General features: G+C 57.1%; 15 protein-coding genes. 8 read left to right on the top strand and 7 right to left on the bottom strand.

From position 1 onward, the window contains the following. Positions 1-154 precede the first annotated feature (154 nt). The 6 genes from E5J99_RS16395 to E5J99_RS16365 all read right to left on the bottom strand — a co-directional run bounded on the left by E5J99_RS16395 (position 155) and on the right by E5J99_RS16365 (position 6,027). A complete protein-coding gene (locus E5J99_RS16395; protein ID WP_135498898.1) occupies positions 155-1,027 on the bottom strand; it encodes an IS3 family transposase in 873 nt (290 codons plus the stop codon). Beyond that, on the bottom strand, positions 1,018-1,308 hold the full coding sequence (locus E5J99_RS16390; RefSeq protein WP_135498897.1) for a transposase: 291 nt from the start codon (positions 1,306-1,308) through the stop codon (positions 1,018-1,020). The genes E5J99_RS16395 and E5J99_RS16390 overlap by 10 nt, the downstream gene beginning before the upstream one ends. Positions 1,309-1,782: 474 nt before the next feature. Continuing rightward, a complete protein-coding gene (locus E5J99_RS16380) occupies positions 1,783-2,643 on the bottom strand; it encodes a carboxypeptidase-like regulatory domain-containing protein (RefSeq protein WP_135498896.1) in 861 nt (286 codons plus the stop codon). A 411-nt stretch (positions 2,644-3,054) separates the two neighbouring features. Then, the gene (gene fdhA / locus E5J99_RS16375) at positions 3,055-4,248 is read right to left on the bottom strand and encodes a formaldehyde dehydrogenase, glutathione-independent (protein WP_135498895.1); all 1,194 of its coding nucleotides are present in this window, start codon (positions 4,246-4,248) and stop codon (positions 3,055-3,057) included. Between the two features lie 53 nt (positions 4,249-4,301). Then, the gene (locus tag E5J99_RS16370; RefSeq protein WP_135498894.1) at positions 4,302-4,709 is read right to left on the bottom strand and encodes a GlcG/HbpS family heme-binding protein; all 408 of its coding nucleotides are present in this window, start codon (positions 4,707-4,709) and stop codon (positions 4,302-4,304) included. Positions 4,710-5,187: 478 nt separating this feature from the next. After that, positions 5,188-6,027 carry a hypothetical protein gene (locus E5J99_RS16365; protein WP_135498893.1) on the bottom strand — a complete coding sequence of 280 codons (840 nt, stop codon included), beginning with the start codon at positions 6,025-6,027 and terminating at the stop codon, positions 5,188-5,190. A gap of 147 nt (positions 6,028-6,174) precedes the next feature. On the opposite strand from E5J99_RS16365, the gene lepA reads away from it, so the two are divergent. The 7 genes from lepA to E5J99_RS16330 all read left to right on the top strand — a co-directional run bounded on the left by lepA (position 6,175) and on the right by E5J99_RS16330 (position 13,275). Continuing rightward, on the top strand, positions 6,175-7,962 hold the full coding sequence (gene lepA, locus E5J99_RS16360; protein ID WP_135498901.1) for a translation elongation factor 4: 1,788 nt from the start codon (positions 6,175-6,177) through the stop codon (positions 7,960-7,962). Positions 7,963-8,067: 105 nt separating this feature from the next. After that, on the top strand, positions 8,068-8,265 hold the full coding sequence (locus tag E5J99_RS16355; protein ID WP_135498892.1) for a hypothetical protein: 198 nt from the start codon (positions 8,068-8,070) through the stop codon (positions 8,263-8,265). 17 nt (positions 8,266-8,282) lie between these two features. Next, complete coding sequence (locus E5J99_RS16350; protein ID WP_135498891.1) at positions 8,283-9,197, top strand: bifunctional 5,10-methylenetetrahydrofolate dehydrogenase/5,10-methenyltetrahydrofolate cyclohydrolase; 915 nt, start codon at positions 8,283-8,285, stop codon at positions 9,195-9,197. A 140-nt stretch (positions 9,198-9,337) separates the two neighbouring features. Further along, entirely contained in the window at positions 9,338-9,988 is a 651-nt protein-coding gene (locus E5J99_RS16345) for a 7-carboxy-7-deazaguanine synthase QueE (protein WP_394345955.1), read from the top strand. Positions 9,989-9,999: 11 nt separating this feature from the next. Then, complete coding sequence (locus E5J99_RS16340; RefSeq protein WP_135498890.1) at positions 10,000-11,949, top strand: OmpA family protein; 1,950 nt, start codon at positions 10,000-10,002, stop codon at positions 11,947-11,949. A gap of 309 nt (positions 11,950-12,258) precedes the next feature. Next, complete coding sequence (locus E5J99_RS16335) at positions 12,259-12,624, top strand: hypothetical protein (RefSeq protein ID WP_135498889.1); 366 nt, start codon at positions 12,259-12,261, stop codon at positions 12,622-12,624. A 411-nt stretch (positions 12,625-13,035) separates the two neighbouring features. Next, positions 13,036-13,275 (top strand): hypothetical protein, encoded by a 240-nt coding sequence (locus E5J99_RS16330; protein ID WP_210114465.1) that lies wholly within the window; start codon positions 13,036-13,038, stop codon positions 13,273-13,275. An 81-nt stretch (positions 13,276-13,356) separates the two neighbouring features. Here E5J99_RS16330 and E5J99_RS16325 read toward each other — a convergent pair whose 3' ends face one another. After that, positions 13,357-14,646, bottom strand: coding sequence for a citrate synthase (locus tag E5J99_RS16325; RefSeq protein ID WP_135498887.1), 1,290 nt, complete (start codon positions 14,644-14,646; stop codon positions 13,357-13,359). A gap of 314 nt (positions 14,647-14,960) precedes the next feature. Here E5J99_RS16325 and E5J99_RS16320 point away from each other — a divergent pair, with 314 nt between their 5' ends. After that, positions 14,961-15,857, top strand: coding sequence for an aldo/keto reductase (locus E5J99_RS16320; protein WP_135498886.1), 897 nt, complete (start codon positions 14,961-14,963; stop codon positions 15,855-15,857). Positions 15,858-15,862 lie beyond the last annotated feature (5 nt).

Genomic DNA, 15,862 nt, shown 5'->3' with positions numbered 1-15,862 from the left:
TGCTCGAAGAGCTGACTGGTGAACTGGCTGCCCTGGTCGGAATTGAAGATGAACGGGGCGGGTTGGGTGGCCAGCGCAGTGTGCAGGGCCGTGAGGCAAAAGCCCACGTCGAGCGTGTTGCTCAACTTGTACTACTCCCCAAAAACTGGACAGTTTAAGCGGGGTTTGTTAAGCAAATTTGCTCATGGTTGAAGGTAGGGGTTTGGGCGAAGAATTGGGCGGGCGTTTGGCCTTTCAGGGCTTGGTGGGGGCGATGGTGATTGTAGTAGGTGAAGTCGGCCTGGAGCTGCTCGTAGAGGTGGCGGCCATCCGTGGCGGGATTCAGGTACACGCATTCCCATTTGACCGAGCGCCAGAGGCGTTCGATGAAGGCGTTGTCCGTGGCGCGGCCCCGGCCGTCGTGGCTGATCTGGCAACCGGCGGCCAGCAGGGCCTGCTGGAAGGGCTGGCTGGTGAACTGGCTGCCCTGGTCGGAGTTGAAGATAAACGGGGCCGGTTGCTGCTGCAAGGCCCCGTGCAAGGCTTGCAGGCAGAAACCCACGTCGAGCGTGTTGCTCAGCTCCCAGCTGAGCACAAAGCGTGAATGCCAGTCGAGCACGGCCACCAGGTAGAGAAAGCCTTTGGCCATGGGCACGTAGGTGATGTCCGTACTCCAGACCTCATTGGGGGCACTCAGCACCCGCTCGCGCAGCAGGTACGGATAGCGCGTGACGCCTTGGCCAGGCACCGACAGGCGGGGTTTAGGATACACCGGCTCCTGGCCCATGAGCCGCACCAGGCGGCGCACGCGCTTGGCGTTGACGGCGTAGCCCTGCTGGCGCAGGTGGTCGCGCAGGCCCAGCACGCCCTTAAAGTTGTGGCGCGTAAATTCCTCGTCCAGCAGACGCATCAGTTCCAGATTCAGCGCGCTTTCGCCCCGGGGCTGGTAGTAGTAGCTGCTGCGGGCCAGCCCCAGCGCCTGGCAGCGGGCTTGCACACTCCCTTCGCCACTGGCCTGCACCAAGGTGCGTTGCTGGGCTACGCGCATGGCGGCCCCTTTTTTTTTAGCAGCTGGTTTTCCATTTGCAGCCGCCCAATGGCCGCGTAGAGCGGTTCCACGTCGGGGGGCGCGGGCAGCACGGCCGCCGTTTCGGTAAAAACCTGGGCTGCCTGCTGGCGCAACTGCAGCTTCCAGCGACTGATCTGGGCCACGGATAACTGGTAGCGGGCGGCCAGTTCGGCCAGCGGGTACCGCTCCGTCAGGGCGGCTAAGGCCACTTCTGCCTTGAACTCAGCAGTGAAGCGGCGACGGGTACGTTTTGGGTTCATGGCGTTGACTAAGATAGCCACCACAAACTGTCCAACTTTTAGGGAGTACTACAAGCAATGCGGCTGGCGAAGCAACATTGACGTTGACAAGGCCTTAAAAGGGCTGACCCACTTGCAAGCAGACCGCTGCTTGCACCGTCTTCAGCCTAGCTTGAATTACTTGGTGGCCTTCTTCTCCAAGGCCTGGAATAGCTGGTCGGCGGCTTTTTCGATGTCGGTGTAGCCTTGTTGGGCGGCCCGTTCCTTGGCGGCAATCAGCCCGTCGCAGTACCTGATTTTAAAGTCGGCGAAGGGGAATTTGTAGCGGTCCTTTGTGTCTTCGCCGTGGTTGGCGTCCTGGTCAGGGCGTCATTGGCTACGAAAGCTATTGAACGGCAAATATTTACCTCTTATGCTCTGCCAAGGTGAATAGTAGAGTGCGGTAACGCACGGGGTTTGCAAGGTAATACTGTATGTAGACCTTGCAGGCGCACCTTATTTCTGCTCCGTCAGCACAGTGAAATAGAGGCTGGGGAGCATATTGTGGAGGCTCCAGGCGGCTTGGCCATTTTCCCGCTCGAACATGCCCAGCTGCTTCTGGCGGGTGACAGGGATGGAAAAGTACTTGTCTTCCGGGTCCTTCTTTTCACTTTGTAGCCATTGAATGGTAGCCACCACCGGCTGGCCATCCAGCACCACGTCGTAGGGGCGCAGGTCGACGGTGAGCCAGCCTTTGCGGGTGGGCGGGCAGATGAGCTGGATATCCTGGGTGAGTAGGGGCTCGCCGGGGCGGTTGTTCTTCATCGTGTAGAGGTTGATGCGGAAGCGCAGTAGCTCGTACTTATTGTCGGCGAGGTACAGGTGAAACTCCTCCAGATACGTGCGACGCCCGGGCTGCAGCAGGGCTCCTAATTCCCAGCCCCATTCGTCGTCTACGGTGGCTTTGCCACTGCTGCCGCCCATCCAGCGCAGGTCATATGTTTCTTTGGCGCGGCCCAGTCGGCCCGAGCTCACCTTGCGGCGCTGAATGGTGACTTCCTTCAGCAGCTGCTCCTGGGGCTGGAGCTTAAATACGCGCTGCCCGGCGGCCAGGGTAGCAGGCAGTACCAGCCGGGGTTCAAAGCCGACGCAGGAAACGACCAGCGTATCGCGCAAGTCGGGGGGCAGGCGCAACAGGTAGCGGCCTTGCTCATCGGCAGCGGTGCCAATGGCTTTGCCCCGGACCCCGAGAATAGCAAACGGCACGGGCTCATTGGTGCGGCTGTTCAGCACCTGGCCGGTTACGGCTACGGTTTGGGCCCAAGCGGAAGCCGAGAAAAGCAGCAGAAACAAACCAGCCAACAGGCGAGGAAGCATAGAAGCCGGCTAAGAGGAAGCGGAAGAGGTCGCAAAAGTAGCGTACCTACGCTACCGGAGGCAGATTGGACGTACAGGAGCCGCCGCAGGCACCAGCAGAAAGCAGGCCGGACAGCTATAAAAGCGGGCAGCCTAATGGAAATCCATGTTGCCAACAAAAAAAACCGGCCAAAAGGGGGCGCAATCTGCTTGCAGCAGGCCATAGCAAGGGGTCTTCGGTAGTTGCTGGGGCGGTAGACTTGCGAGGCGGCAGCAGCCTGAGGCTCTGGTTCAACTCGACTCGCCCCGACCTATATACGAGTGTGGAGTAGGGCGCTGGCACAAGTAGAAAACCCGATGCCCCACACGCAAACAGCCGGACCACCTGGCGGCAGTCCGGCTGTTTTCAACCCGCATAAGCTCAAAATGAAGCTACGCCGGAATCAGGTTGTGGGGGTTGATGACGAACTTCTTAGCCACGCCGCTGTCAAATTCGGCATAGCCTTCCGGAGCCTGATCAAGGGTGATAACCTCCACGTTCACGGCTTTGGCAATCTGCACCTTGTCGTATAGAATGGCCTGCATGAGCTGGCGGTTATAGCTCATCACGGGCGTCTGGCCGGTGTGGAACGAGTGGCTCTTGGCCCAGCCCAGCCCGAAGCGAATGGACAGGTTGCCTTTCTGCGCCGCGGCGTCTTTCGAGCCGGGGTCATCGGTTACGTACAAACCCGGGATGCCGATGGAGCCGCCGGCGCGGGTGATTTCCATGAGGGAGTTGAGCACGGCGGCGGGTACTTCCTTCTTCGAGTCGGTGCCGTGGCCGCTGGCCTCGAAGCCCACGCAGTCGACGGCGCAGTCGATTTCGGGCACGCCCAGAATCTGGGTGATCTGCTCGGTCAGGGTGGCGTCGAGGGTCAGGTCCACGGTTTCGCAGCCGAAGGAGCGGGCGTGGGCCAGCCGGGCCTTGTTCATATCGCCCACAATCACCACGGCCGCGCCCAGCAGCTGGGCCGAAGCTGCCGCCGCCAGGCCCACCGGTCCGGCCCCGGCAATGTAGACCGTGGTGCCGGGGCCCACGCCGGCCTTCACGGCCCCGTGGAAACCAGTGGGGAAAATGTCGCTCAGCATGGTCAGGTCGCGGATTTTCTCCATGGCCTGGTCCTTATTCGGGAACCGGAGCAGGTTGAAATCAGCGTAGGGCACCATCACGTACTCCGCTTGTCCGCCAATCCAGCCGCCCATGTCCACGTAGCCATAGGCCCCGCCGGCGCGACCTTCGTTCACGGTGAGGCAGATGCCGGTTTTCATTTCCTTGCAGGTGCGGCACCGGCCGCAGGCCACGTTGAAGGGCACCGATACCAAGTCCCCTTTCTTGAGGAACTCCACGTCGTCGCCAGCCTCAATTACTTCCCCCGTTATTTCATGACCCAGCACCAAGCCGGCCGGGGCCGTGGTCCGGCCGCGCACCATGTGCTGGTCGGAGCCGCAGATGTTGGTCGAAACCACCTTGAGAATAACGCCGTGGGTGATTTTCTTGCCCTTGGGGTTTTTCAGCTCGGGGAAATCTATGTTCTGGACCTCGACCTTGCCGGGCCTCAGATACACTACGCCGCGGTTGCCGGTCATAGAATTCGGGATGAAAAGTGGATGGAAAAAGAAATGCGCCGAACGGTAGCTGGCTAGTGGCTGCTCACGGCCCCGACGCCGGCTTCGGCTACGGCGTGGTCGTCTTCTACCGTGCTGCCCGACACGCCAATGGCACCGATTACTTTGCCGCTGGCGTCCTTGAGTGGAATGCCACCGGGGAAGGTGATAAGGCCACCGTTAGAGTGCTCGATGTGGTAGAGCGGGCCGCCAGGCTGCGAAAGCCCCCCAATAGCACCGGTAGGCATGTCGAAGAAGCGGGCCGTCTTGGCTTTCTTGATGGAAATGTCGAGCGAGCCCAGCCAGGCGTCGTCCATACGGGCGAAGGCTACCAGATTTGCCCCGGCATCGACCACGGCAATGTTCATTTTCACGCCCATTTCCAGGGCCTTTTTGTGGGCGGCCAGTACGGCGGCTTGCGCTTGTTCGAGGGTGATACCCATAGGAGAAAAAATCGAGGGAAAAGATGATTACTCCCCCAACAACAGCATTCTCCGGCCTTCGGCCAATGACGCGCGGCAAATTGAGACGATTACTTAGCTCCTTTGCGACGATTGTATACCCGCACTGCTACACTTGCCAGTGCCATTAGTCGGTGTTGCCCCGTTGCAGCTGAGACTTGTTGTTAAATACAGAAAAAGTGAATTTGGCTGTCATGCTCATCTGGCGTCCGCAAAGTCGAAGCAGCTCTACCGCGCAGGTAATCCGATTTACTGCTTCATTAGAAATGCTTCGACTGCACGGACGCCAGATGAGCATGACGTTCTGTTTTTTGGATGTTTGGGTATTTGGGAACAAGTCTACTTCCTAATTCAGGGCCAAGTCTCTAGGGTAAAGTATAGTCCCGGCTCCGGCGAGCAGAGCAAACACCTCAACTAATGACCAGCAGGAAGCCCCGCCGCATACCCGCCTGATCCGGAATCAGAAGGCGACGCCCGGACTCAATACCAACCGCCATGCCACGGCGGCTACTCCGGCCGCCAGTACCAGGCTCCAGGCTATTTTGGTTTTTTGCGGGGCAGGAATGGTGAATTCGAATAGTTCGTTGGCACTGCGCACGGCCATTGGTACTACCAACAAGCCCATCGTCAGAAAATGCAGCTCTTCGTTGCGGCTCAGCTCGGGCCATTTCAGGGCGGCTACTGCTGCGCTGCCGACTATCCAGGGCACCAGAATAGCAGCCACAATCAGCTGCCGGCGGTTGCTATAGCGCATCAGCGTAATAGAATCGTGGCTTTGCAGAAAACCAATGGAAGCGAAATAGCCAAAAACCACCTGCACCAGCCCGCAGAACACTGCCACGATGATATTGGGGATGTTGCCAGCCAAAAACAGCCAGCTCGGAATGTACCACGCGCCCGACTCGGTGAAGGTGTCGCCGACCATGGCTCCCAGCACCAGATTGCAGCCGTGTAAGGCCACCCACAGCAAAAACAGTTTGAGCAGGCCCCGCTTTAGCCGCGCCCGTTTCCAGAACCACAGCCCCGCCACCACGCCCACTATCGTGCAGGCCGCTGGCCCCGCGCCATACACGGCCAGCACGCCGGTGCGCCACCATTCCGGGTCAGTAATGGTGAACTTGATGCTGCTCACGTGCCACACCCCGGGAATGCTCAGGCGCTTGGCCATACCAACCGTTGCTGCCTGGTACAGGCCCTGCATCAGCAGGTAGGTAAGCACGTAGAGTACCACGCTGTTGAGGGCCGTAATATGGGTTTTGGCAGATTGGCCGGACGAAGCGAAAACGGCGGGAGCAGACATGAAACGAGGGCTATAGAAGGGCGTGGGGCTAAAAATAAGCGTTCGGCTGCACACTTACCGTCCTGATTGTTGTAGAAGGGCACAGCGGCCCGAAATAGCATTTGCGGGCGGTTTTGCCTACCTTTGTATCTAGAAAATAAGCCACTAGTGAAGAACATCCGCAATTTCTGCATCATCGCGCACATCGACCACGGCAAAAGTACGCTGGCCGACCGCCTGCTGGAATTTACCAGCACTGTCTCGAAGCGCGACATGCAGGCCCAGCTGCTCGACAACATGGATCTGGAGCGGGAGCGAGGCATTACGATTAAGAGCCACGCCATTCAGATGCAGTACCCCTACAAAGGGGAAATCTACACGCTCAACCTGATTGATACCCCCGGCCACGTCGATTTTAGCTACGAGGTCAGCCGCTCTATTGCCGCCTGCGAAGGCGCATTGCTGATTGTGGATGCCTCCCAGGGTATTGAGGCCCAGACGATTTCCAACCTGTACTTGGCCATCGGCTCGGACCTGGAAATCATTCCGGTGCTCAACAAGATTGACCTGCCCCACGCCATGCCGGAGGAAGTATCCGACGAAATCGTGGACCTCATCGGCTGCGACATCGAGGATATCATTCACGCTTCGGGCAAGGCCGGTATCGGCATCGAGGCCATCCTGAACGCCATCTGCGAAAGGATTCCGGCCCCCAAAGGCGACCCGAACGAGCCGTTGCAGGCGCTGATTTTTGACTCAGTATACAATTCCTACCGGGGCATCGAAGTGCTGTTTCGTATCAAGAACGGCACCATGCGCAAGGGCGACAAGCTCCGCTTCATGGCTACCGGTAAGGAATACGGTGCCGACGAAATCGGTATTCTGGGTCTCAACCAGGAGCCGCGCCAGGAAATGAGCGCCGGCAACGTGGGCTACCTGATTTCGGGCATCAAAGAAGCCCGCGAAGTGAAGGTCGGCGACACGATTACGCATACTGCCCGGCCCACGGCCGAAGCCATTCAGGGCTTTGCCGACGTGAAACCGATGGTATTTGCTGGCATCTATCCCGTCGATACCACCGAGTACGAGGAGTTGCGCTCCAGCATGGAGAAGCTGCAGCTCAACGACGCTTCCCTGGTGTGGGAGCCCGAGACGTCGGTAGCCCTGGGCTTCGGCTTCCGTTGCGGCTTTCTGGGCATGTTGCACATGGAAATTGTGCAGGAGCGCCTGGAGCGCGAGTTCAATATGACGGTCATTACCACCGTGCCTTCGGTGCAGTTTCACGCCACGGGCACCAAAGACCAGCTGCTGACCATCAACGCGCCCTCCGAAATGCCGGAGCCGAACCTGATTAAATACATCGAGGAGCCCTATATCAAAGCTCAGATCATCACGGCTTCGGAGTACGTGGGTGCCATCATCACGCTGTGCATGGAGAAGCGCGGCATCATCAAGGGCCAGAGCTACCTCACGTCGGAGCGGGTGGAGATGAACTTTGAGTTGCCGCTGGGAGAAATCGTGTTCGACTTCTTCGATAAGCTCAAGACCATTTCGCGCGGCTACGCCTCGCTCGACTACGAGCTGATCGGCTTCCGCGAGTCGGATATGGTGAAGCTCGATATCATGCTCAACGGCGAGAAGGTGGATGCCTTGTCGGCCATTGTACACCGCTCCAAGAGCTACGACTGGGGTAAGCGAATCTGCGAAAAGTTGCGTGAGCTGCTCCCGCGCCAGATGTTCGACATTGCCATCCAGGCCTCGATCGGGCAGAAGATTATTGCTCGTGAAACCGTGAAGGCCTTGCGCAAAAACGTTATTGCCAAGTGCTACGGCGGCGATATTTCGCGCAAGCGCAAGCTGCTCGAAAAGCAGAAGGAAGGCAAGAAGCGCATGCGCTCGGTCGGTTCCGTCGAAATACCTCAGGAGGCTTTTTTGGCCGTCCTCAAACTCGATTGATTACTAAGCGCGGCCCCCGAGCCGCGTTTTTTTTGCGCGTGACTGTACCTCATTTTTCACCTCATACCATTCTTGCAAAGGCGTTGTATGATTACCCCCTAATAGATGTCTACTAGCCTCACCAAGAACTGTACGAGCGAAGCACAGTTAGAAAAAATCCGCAAAGGACAAGAGCGTAAGTTCCGGTGGCGGGACGATTGGCCCCAAATGGAGCAGGCCATCCTAACCGAAGGTGCCGCCGCCATTGCCCGCCACGAAGAAACCCACCCCGCTACCCCGAACCCCGACCAAGGACTAGTATAACTCAACCCAACCCCAGCATGACCACCGCTCCCGAAGCTCCCGCCACCTACCGCCTCATCGACGGCAAGCAGACTGCCGAAGACATCAAGGTGGAAATTGCCGCTGAAGTAGCTCAGCGTAAGGCGGCTGGCCAGAAAACCCCGCACTTGGCCGCCATTCTGGTTGGGCACGACGGGGGCTCCGAAACCTATGTACGCAACAAAGTGCTGGCCTGCGAGCGAGTGGGCTTCGATAGTACCCTGCTGCGCTATGAGGACGACATCACCGAAGCCGAGCTGCTGGCCAAAGTAGAGGAGCTGAACCAGGACGCCGACATCGACGGCTTCATCGTGCAGTTGCCTTTGCCCAAGCATATTTCCTCGGAAAAGGTGATTGAGACTATTCGGCCGGAGAAGGATGTGGATGGGTTTCACCCGATGAATATTGGGCGAATGGTGGCCGGGTTGCCGGCGCTGCTGCCCGCTACGCCTTCGGGCATAGTAGAGCTGCTGCGCCGCTACGGGCTGGTGACCGATGGGAAGCATTGCGTGGTTATCGGTCGTAGCAACATTGTGGGTACGCCGGTTAGTATTCTGTTGGCCAAGAACTTGGAGCCTGGTAACTGCACCGTGACTTTATGCCATTCGCGCACCCGGAACCTGGCCGAAATAACCCGTACCGCCGATATTCTGGTCGCCGCGCTGGGGCGACCGGGCTTCGTGACAGCCGATATGGTTCGACCTGGTGCTGTGGTTATTGATGTGGGTACCACTCGCGTGGAAGATGCTACTAAAAAGGCCGGTTGGGCCCTGAAAGGGGATGTTAATTTCGAGGAAGTGGCTCCGAAGGCCAGCTACATCACTCCCGTACCCGGTGGCGTGGGTCCTATGACCATTGCTATGCTGCTGCTCAATACGTTACGGGCAGCCAAGGGGGAGGTATATCCGCGCTAAGCCGTATTTAATTCGGACCGCAACCTTTCGAAATACAGGCGGTTATAGTACTTTTGAGGTCCGGTTGCGGCACAGGGCCGGCATTGCAAAATGCCGGGAAGCCTTGGGCGGCAGCCGGACTTACTTGTTTTTCTTTCGTTTTGCTGCACGTACTTCCTATTACGTCGGCACCCTTGGCCTCCGGGTCGGCGGTGGCCGCCCTGCCCCTGATGGAGCAGTTTTACACCATTCAGGGTGAAGGCTATAATACGGGCCGCGCCGCCTACTTCCTGCGCCTCGGCGGCTGCGACGTGGGCTGCGTGTGGTGCGACGTAAAAGAGTCCTGGGACGTAGATGCTCATCCGCGTGTCACCATTGCCGATATGGTAGCGGCCGTTACGGCATATCCGGGCCGCAATGTGGTCATCACCGGGGGCGAGCCGCTGATGCATGACCTGACGCAGCTAACGGCTGCCCTGCACGAAGCCGGTTGTCGCAACTGGATTGAAACCTCGGGTGCCTACCCGCTCAGTGGGCAATGGGACTGGATCTGCGTGTCGCCCAAGAAATTTAAGGCGCCGTTGCCATCGGTATTGCAGCAGGCGCATGAGTTGAAAATAATAGTCTTCAACAAGAGCGACTTTACCTGGGCCGAGCAGCATGCCGCCCTGGTGGGGGAACACACGCGTCTCTACCTACAGCCCGAGTGGAGCAAAGCGGCCCAAATGACGCCGCTGATAGTAGATTATGTGAAGCAACATCCGCGCTGGCAAGTCTCCTTACAAACGCACAAATACCTTGATATTCCGTAGCTTCCTGCCCTATGCGCTGTCTGCTACAACTTCCCCTTTTGCTGCTATTTGGTATCGGTATTCTACTGCCAGAGCGGGCCGTAGCGCAAAGCAAGCTGGCTAGCTCCAATACCAAGGCTAAAAATCTCTACGACAAGGCGCAGGCGCAGGCCCGGGACCGGCAGTTCGACAAGGCCATTGAAACCCTGACTTCGCTGAATCAAAAGTTCCCGTCGTTGGGCGAGCCGTATGTGATGAAGGGCTCGCTGCTGAAAGCAATGGGCGAAAATCGGGGAGCATTCGAAGCCTACCGCGACGGTCTGACCAAACTCGCTCTCGACCCGGCCCGGGCCCTGGATTACTACGCGCTGGCCGATCTGGCCATGAGTTTTGGGGAATACACCACCGCCGCTGAGAATTATAAGCGCTTCGTCAAGACGGCTCCGAAGGGACAGCGGTTTGTATTTCGAGCCCAGCGGCAGCTGCTCAACTGTGAGTTTGCGCTCAAAGCTATGGCGGCCCCCGTTGGCATCACGCCGACGCGGCTCGCGGAGCCAATCAATACCTTTCGCTACCAATATTTTCCGGCTCTGACGGCCGACAATCGGTTTTTGCTCTACACGGCCCGCCCGACGGTGCAAAGCGACGAAAACCTGTTCATCGCCAAACAGAACAAAGATGGGTCGCTGGGAACGCCGGCCCCCATTTCAGCTGCCATCAATACATCGTACAACGAAGGAGCCGGTACCATTTCGGGTGACGGCAAAACCCTCGTTTTTGCCTCCTGCGACCGGCCCAATGCCGTTGGCAACTGTGACCTCTACATCTCGCGGCGCACGGGCAACACTTGGAGTAAGCCTCTCAATTTGGGTCGCAACGTTAACTCGGTGGAATGGGACTCGCAGCCAACGCTGTCGGCTGATGGCCGGACGCTGTATTTTACTTCTACCCGCCGTGGCGGCAAAGGCCAGGAAGACCTGTATGTGACGACACTACAGGAGGACGGCACCTGGAGTATAGCCCGGAACCTGGGCGAGCCCGTGAACACGCCTGGCAAAGACATGGCGCCGTTCATTCACGCCAGCGGCACCACCCTCTACTACGTCACCGATGGGCTTGTAGGCATGGGCGGGCTGGATGTGTACCGCTGCGAGCTGCAAGCCGCCAGCCGATGGAGTGAGCCCCAAAACCTGGGCTATCCGCTGAACACGTTCGAGAATGAGGCTTCGCTGTTCATTTCTTCCGACAACCGGCGCGGCTTCTGCTCCCGCTCGCGTGCCCCCGAAGCGGGGGTGAAAGCCGAGCGCGACCGGCCCGTAGAGCTCTTCGCCTTTGAGGTGCCAAAACCCGTGCAGGCCCGTGAAACCAGCACCTATACCCAGGGCCGGGTATTCGATGCTATTACCAAAAAACCGATAAAGGCCGATGTGCAGCTGTATGATCTGCTTACCGATGAGCTAACGCAATACGTCACCTCCGATTCGGAGAATGGCGACTACACGGTGGTGCTGAACGAAGGGCGGCAGTATGCCATGTACGCTGCGGCCGATAAGTACCTGATGAAAAGCCTGAGCTTCGATTACTCCGACAAGCACGCCTTCGACCCGCTCACGCTGGATATTTATCTGGAGCCGCTGCGGTCGGGCCGGAGTATTGTGCTCAATAATCTTTTTTTCGACACCAATCAGTTTGACCTTAAGCCTACTTCCCGCACCGAGCTGAACCGCTTGATTCAGTTTATGCGGCAGTATCAGGAAGTACAGGTAGAAGTATCGGGCCACACGGATGACGTAGGAGCCGATACGGACAACATTACGCTTTCACAGAACCGCGCCCGGGCTGTGTACAGCTATTTGGTGGAGCACGGCGTGAAGGCTTCCCGACTGCGCTACAAGGGCTACGGGGAAACCAAGCCTTTAGCAGCCAATGACTCGGATGCGCACCGCCAGCAAAACAGGCGCATAGAGCTGAAGATTCTCTAACTCCTACGCATTGCGTCAGCATGGCTAAGCCTGGCAGATATTCTGCCAGGCTTTTTCTATTGTAGTATATCTTTTTCATTGCATTATTAGGAGTCTGATAACCAGAGGAATAGTCGGTTGTCATAAAAGCATTTGAATAAAATAGTTATAAAAAATCATTGTATTATTAAATAATATAGGTTATGTTTGATCATCCTTCCAGGAAACTGTGTGGGATGAGTAATTCAGCTGTTTTATTCATTTCACCTCATGAATGGAAAGGATGCTTTGCCTACGCACTTACTCCTTACCTCCTTCACCGTTACGAAAATGAAAAAAGTCTATTTTCTCGCTTTACTGGCTCTAAGCGCACAAAGTGTAGCTCTGGCAGCCAACGACACCGATGGCCCTTCGGCCATCCAGGCCCGGGCTACCACCCTGACTCGTACGATGGCCGGCAAGGCACATCTGGACGAAGGACAGTATCTGAAAGTAAAGCAGCTCAACCTGCGTATGCTGACAGAGCTGGACGACCTAAAGACCCGCTTCGCCGCCGACCCCGCTGTGCTGGACCAGCAGTTGGCTACCGCGCAGACGCGCTACGAAATGGAACTGGCTTCCTTGCTACGGCCCGCGCAGTTTGCCGTCTACCAGCAGTCCCGCACCAGCATGACGGCGCTGGGTGGTTCGCGCTAGCTTACTATCATAAAAAAAGCCTGCTGAACGCAGGCTTTTTTTATGGTCAGGATACACTCCCGTAGTTGCTGTGCCAGAGAGCAACTAGTGAATGCTCCACCATATTAAGTAGGAATACACATTTACTGGCCTATGTATAACTACAAGACAATATTGATATTTTATTGTTTTTATTTAATATAAAGAGTATATTTATGTACTAGTCAGCATATTCCATATCGTTTGTCAGTCAGGCTATTAGGAACTGCTTTCAGTAACCTCATTCCCACCTCCTCAACCATCCTCACCGTTATGAAAAAGCTTTACTTTTTTGCTTTGCTGCTCGCGGGTTTTGTAGCTCCTCTATTAGCGGAAGCAGGCCATGGCGACGAACCATCATTAAAAGGCCGCGCCACTGCTCTAACGCGGCGCATGTCGGAAACGACGCGCCTGGATGAGGGACAATATCTGAAGGTCAAGCAGCTCAATATGCGTATGCTGAGCGAAGTGGCCGACCTCAAAGCCCGCTTCACTGGCACGGCCGCTCTGGACGAGCAAATGGCCCAGGCCCAGGCTCGCTACGAGTGGGATCTGGCCTCTATTCTGTGGCCCCGGCAAATGGCTGCCTACACTCAGTCCAAGCTGAATGTGACGGCTTTCAATGGCCGGTAAGTGCTCCATGTTCCCGCAAGAACCCCACAAAAAAAAGACCCGCTGGCCAGCGGGTCTTTTTTTTGTGGGGTTCTTGCGCTACTAGCGCTGCTGTATGCCAACGTAGTCGCGCTCCAGCTCGCCGGTATATATCTGCCGGGGACGGCCGATAGGCTCCTTGTTTTCGCGCATCTCTTTCCACTGGGCAATCCAGCCGGGCAGGCGACCCAGGGCAAACATCACCGTGAACATCTCGGTTGGGATGCCGATGGCCCGGTAGATGATGCCCGAGTAGAAGTCAACGTTCGGATACAGCTTACGCTTCACGAAGTACTCATCGGTGAGGGCGGCTTGCTCCAGCTCCTGCGCAATTTTCAGCAACGGACTTTCTTCCAGTCCCAAAGCCTTCAACACCTCATCAGCGGCTTTTTTGATGATCGTCGCGCGCGGGTCAAAGTTTTTATACACCCGGTGGCCGAAGCCCATCAAACGGAATGAGTCGTTGGAATCTTTAGCCTTGTCAATCCACTTCTTGGTGTCGCCACCGTCGCGCTGAATCGATTCGAGCATTTCTACCACTTCCTGGTTGGCGCCGCCGTGCAGTGGGCCCCACAGCGCGTTGATACCGGCCGAAACGGAGCCATACAGGGACGCATTGGCCGAGCCGACTAAACGCACCGTCGAGGTAGAGCAGTTCTGCTCGTGGTCGGCGTGCAGGATGAGCAGCTTGTTGAGGGCGCTAACTACTACCGGATTGATTTCATACTTCTCCGTGGGGAAGCTGAACATCATATACAGGAAATTGGAGCAATAGTCGAGGTCATTGCGCGGATAATTCAGCGGATGACCCATATTGTTCTTGTACGTCCAGGCCGCAATGGTAGAAATCTTGGCCATCAAACGGATTACGTTCAGGTCAATTTCTTCCTTGCTCAGGTCGGGGGCTACGCTTTCAGGATAGAAAGCCGTGAGCGAGCAAATAAGGCTGCTCAGGATAGCCATCGGATGGGCCGCCGAGGGGAAGCCGTCGAAAATCTTGCGCACATCTTCGTGCACCAGCGTATGCTTGGTAATCTGATGCTGAAAGTCGTCAAGCTCAGCTTGGGTGGGCAGCGCGCCATAAATCAGCAAGTAGGCCACTTCAAGGAAGCTGGACTGCTCGGCCAACTGCTCAATAGGATAGCCACGGTAGCGCAGAATACCTTCCTCACCATCGAGGAAAGTAATGGCGCTTTTCGTGGCTCCCGTGTTTTTGTAGCCCGAATCGATAGTGATGTAACCGGTCTGGTCACGTAGCTTGGCAATATCAATTGCCTTTTCGTGTTCGGTGCCCTCAGTAACGGGGAAGGAGTAGGACTTGCCGTCGAGGATCAGTTCAGCAGACTCTGCCATAGGACTGGGTTAGAGAGGTGGTTGCGGGGCGAAACTAAAGAATAACCGGCAGGCCGGAAAGTGTGGGAGAGAAACACTACACTACAGCTTGCCCCAGAATGTTGTTTGGAAACAAGGCGGCTCAGCATGGGCCGCCGCGCAAATTACGCCCTAGATGGGTTAGTTTCTAATATCGAGGAAAAGTTACCGGGCCAGTTTTGGTCCCGTTTCGTTTCGTAGGCGGCGACGCTACCAGCGGCTTGCTCCAAGGAGCGCGAAGTCAGTAGCATAGGAAACCCTACTTTTCCTGTTAATCAGATACTAACCTATACGGCATGAAGTACAATCTGTTGGGCAAATCAGCGGTGCGCGTCAGTGAAGTCGGTTTTGGCTGCATGTCGTTGGGCCGCGACCCGGCGGCGGCTACCGCGCTTTTGCACCGCGCCTTGGAAGCGGGCATCACGCTGTTTGATACGGCTGACTTATACCAGCACGGCGAAAATGAAGCACTAGTCGGCAAGGCTTTCAAAGGGATGCGCCAGCAGGTGGTACTGGCCACCAAAGTAGGGAATCAGTGGCGGCCTGATGGGAGCGGCTGGGACTGGAACCCTAGCAAGGGGTACCTGTTGCAGGCCGTGGACCACAGCCTGCGCCGGCTCCAGACCGACTATATCGACCTGTACCAGCTACATGGCGGGACGCTCGACGACCCACTGGATGAAGCCATTGAGGCCTTTGAGCGGCTGGTGGAACAGGGCAAAATCCGGCAGTATGGAATTTCATCTATCCGGCCTAGCGTCATTCGGGAGTATGTGCGCCGCTCCCACATGGCCACCGTGATGATGCAGTACAGTCTGCTAGACCGGCGGCCGGAGGAAAGCTGCCTGGCACTGCTGCACGAGCATCGGATCAGCGTATTGGCGCGGGGCAGCTATGCGCAGGGCTTGCTGGCGGGCAAGCCGGCTAAAGAATACCTCAACTACTCGGAAGCGCAGGTTCGGCAGGCGGCTGCTTTGGTAGTAGAAGTAGCTGGTACCTCCCGTAGCCCGGCAGAAGTGGCCGTTGATTTTGTGCTGCGCGAGCCGGTGGTAGCGTCAGCAGTAGTCGGTATTCGCACCGCAGTACAGCTAAGCGCCGCGCTACAGGCCGCACGACGCTTGCCCTTGAGTGCGGCCGACCTGCAAGCGCTTCGCCAGCTCTTGCCCCCGAACGCCTATGAGCAGCATCGGTAAGCTAA

Source organism: Hymenobacter elongatus (genome assembly GCF_004745955.1).
Classification (GTDB): domain Bacteria; phylum Bacteroidota; class Bacteroidia; order Cytophagales; family Hymenobacteraceae; genus Hymenobacter; species Hymenobacter elongatus.
Note: the sequence above shows the minus strand (reverse complement) of the source record. Positions and strands in the feature narration are given on the sequence as shown.

Excerpts from the sequence above, each read along its gene's own strand:
- E5J99_RS16395 (WP_135498898.1), bottom strand. The coding sequence starts at position 1,027 with ATGCGCGTAGCCCAGCAACGCACCTTGGTGCAGGCCAGTGGCGAAGGG.
- E5J99_RS16390 (WP_135498897.1), bottom strand. The coding sequence starts at position 1,308 with ATGAACCCAAAACGTACCCGTCGCCGCTTCACTGCTGAGTTCAAGGCA.
- E5J99_RS16380 (WP_135498896.1), bottom strand. The coding sequence starts at position 2,643 with ATGCTTCCTCGCCTGTTGGCTGGTTTGTTTCTGCTGCTTTTCTCGGCT.
- fdhA (WP_135498895.1), bottom strand. The coding sequence starts at position 4,248 with ATGACCGGCAACCGCGGCGTAGTGTATCTGAGGCCCGGCAAGGTCGAG.
- E5J99_RS16370 (WP_135498894.1), bottom strand. The coding sequence starts at position 4,709 with ATGGGTATCACCCTCGAACAAGCGCAAGCCGCCGTACTGGCCGCCCAC.
- E5J99_RS16365 (WP_135498893.1), bottom strand. The coding sequence starts at position 6,027 with ATGTCTGCTCCCGCCGTTTTCGCTTCGTCCGGCCAATCTGCCAAAACC.
- E5J99_RS16355 (WP_135498892.1), top strand. The coding sequence starts at position 8,068 with ATGTCTACTAGCCTCACCAAGAACTGTACGAGCGAAGCACAGTTAGAA.
- E5J99_RS16350 (WP_135498891.1), top strand. The coding sequence starts at position 8,283 with ATGACCACCGCTCCCGAAGCTCCCGCCACCTACCGCCTCATCGACGGC.
- E5J99_RS16340 (WP_135498890.1), top strand. The coding sequence starts at position 10,000 with ATGCGCTGTCTGCTACAACTTCCCCTTTTGCTGCTATTTGGTATCGGT.
- E5J99_RS16335 (WP_135498889.1), top strand. The coding sequence starts at position 12,259 with ATGAAAAAAGTCTATTTTCTCGCTTTACTGGCTCTAAGCGCACAAAGT.
- E5J99_RS16330 (WP_210114465.1), top strand. The coding sequence starts at position 13,036 with ATGTCGGAAACGACGCGCCTGGATGAGGGACAATATCTGAAGGTCAAG.
- E5J99_RS16325 (WP_135498887.1), bottom strand. The coding sequence starts at position 14,646 with ATGGCAGAGTCTGCTGAACTGATCCTCGACGGCAAGTCCTACTCCTTC.
- E5J99_RS16320 (WP_135498886.1), top strand. The coding sequence starts at position 14,961 with ATGAAGTACAATCTGTTGGGCAAATCAGCGGTGCGCGTCAGTGAAGTC.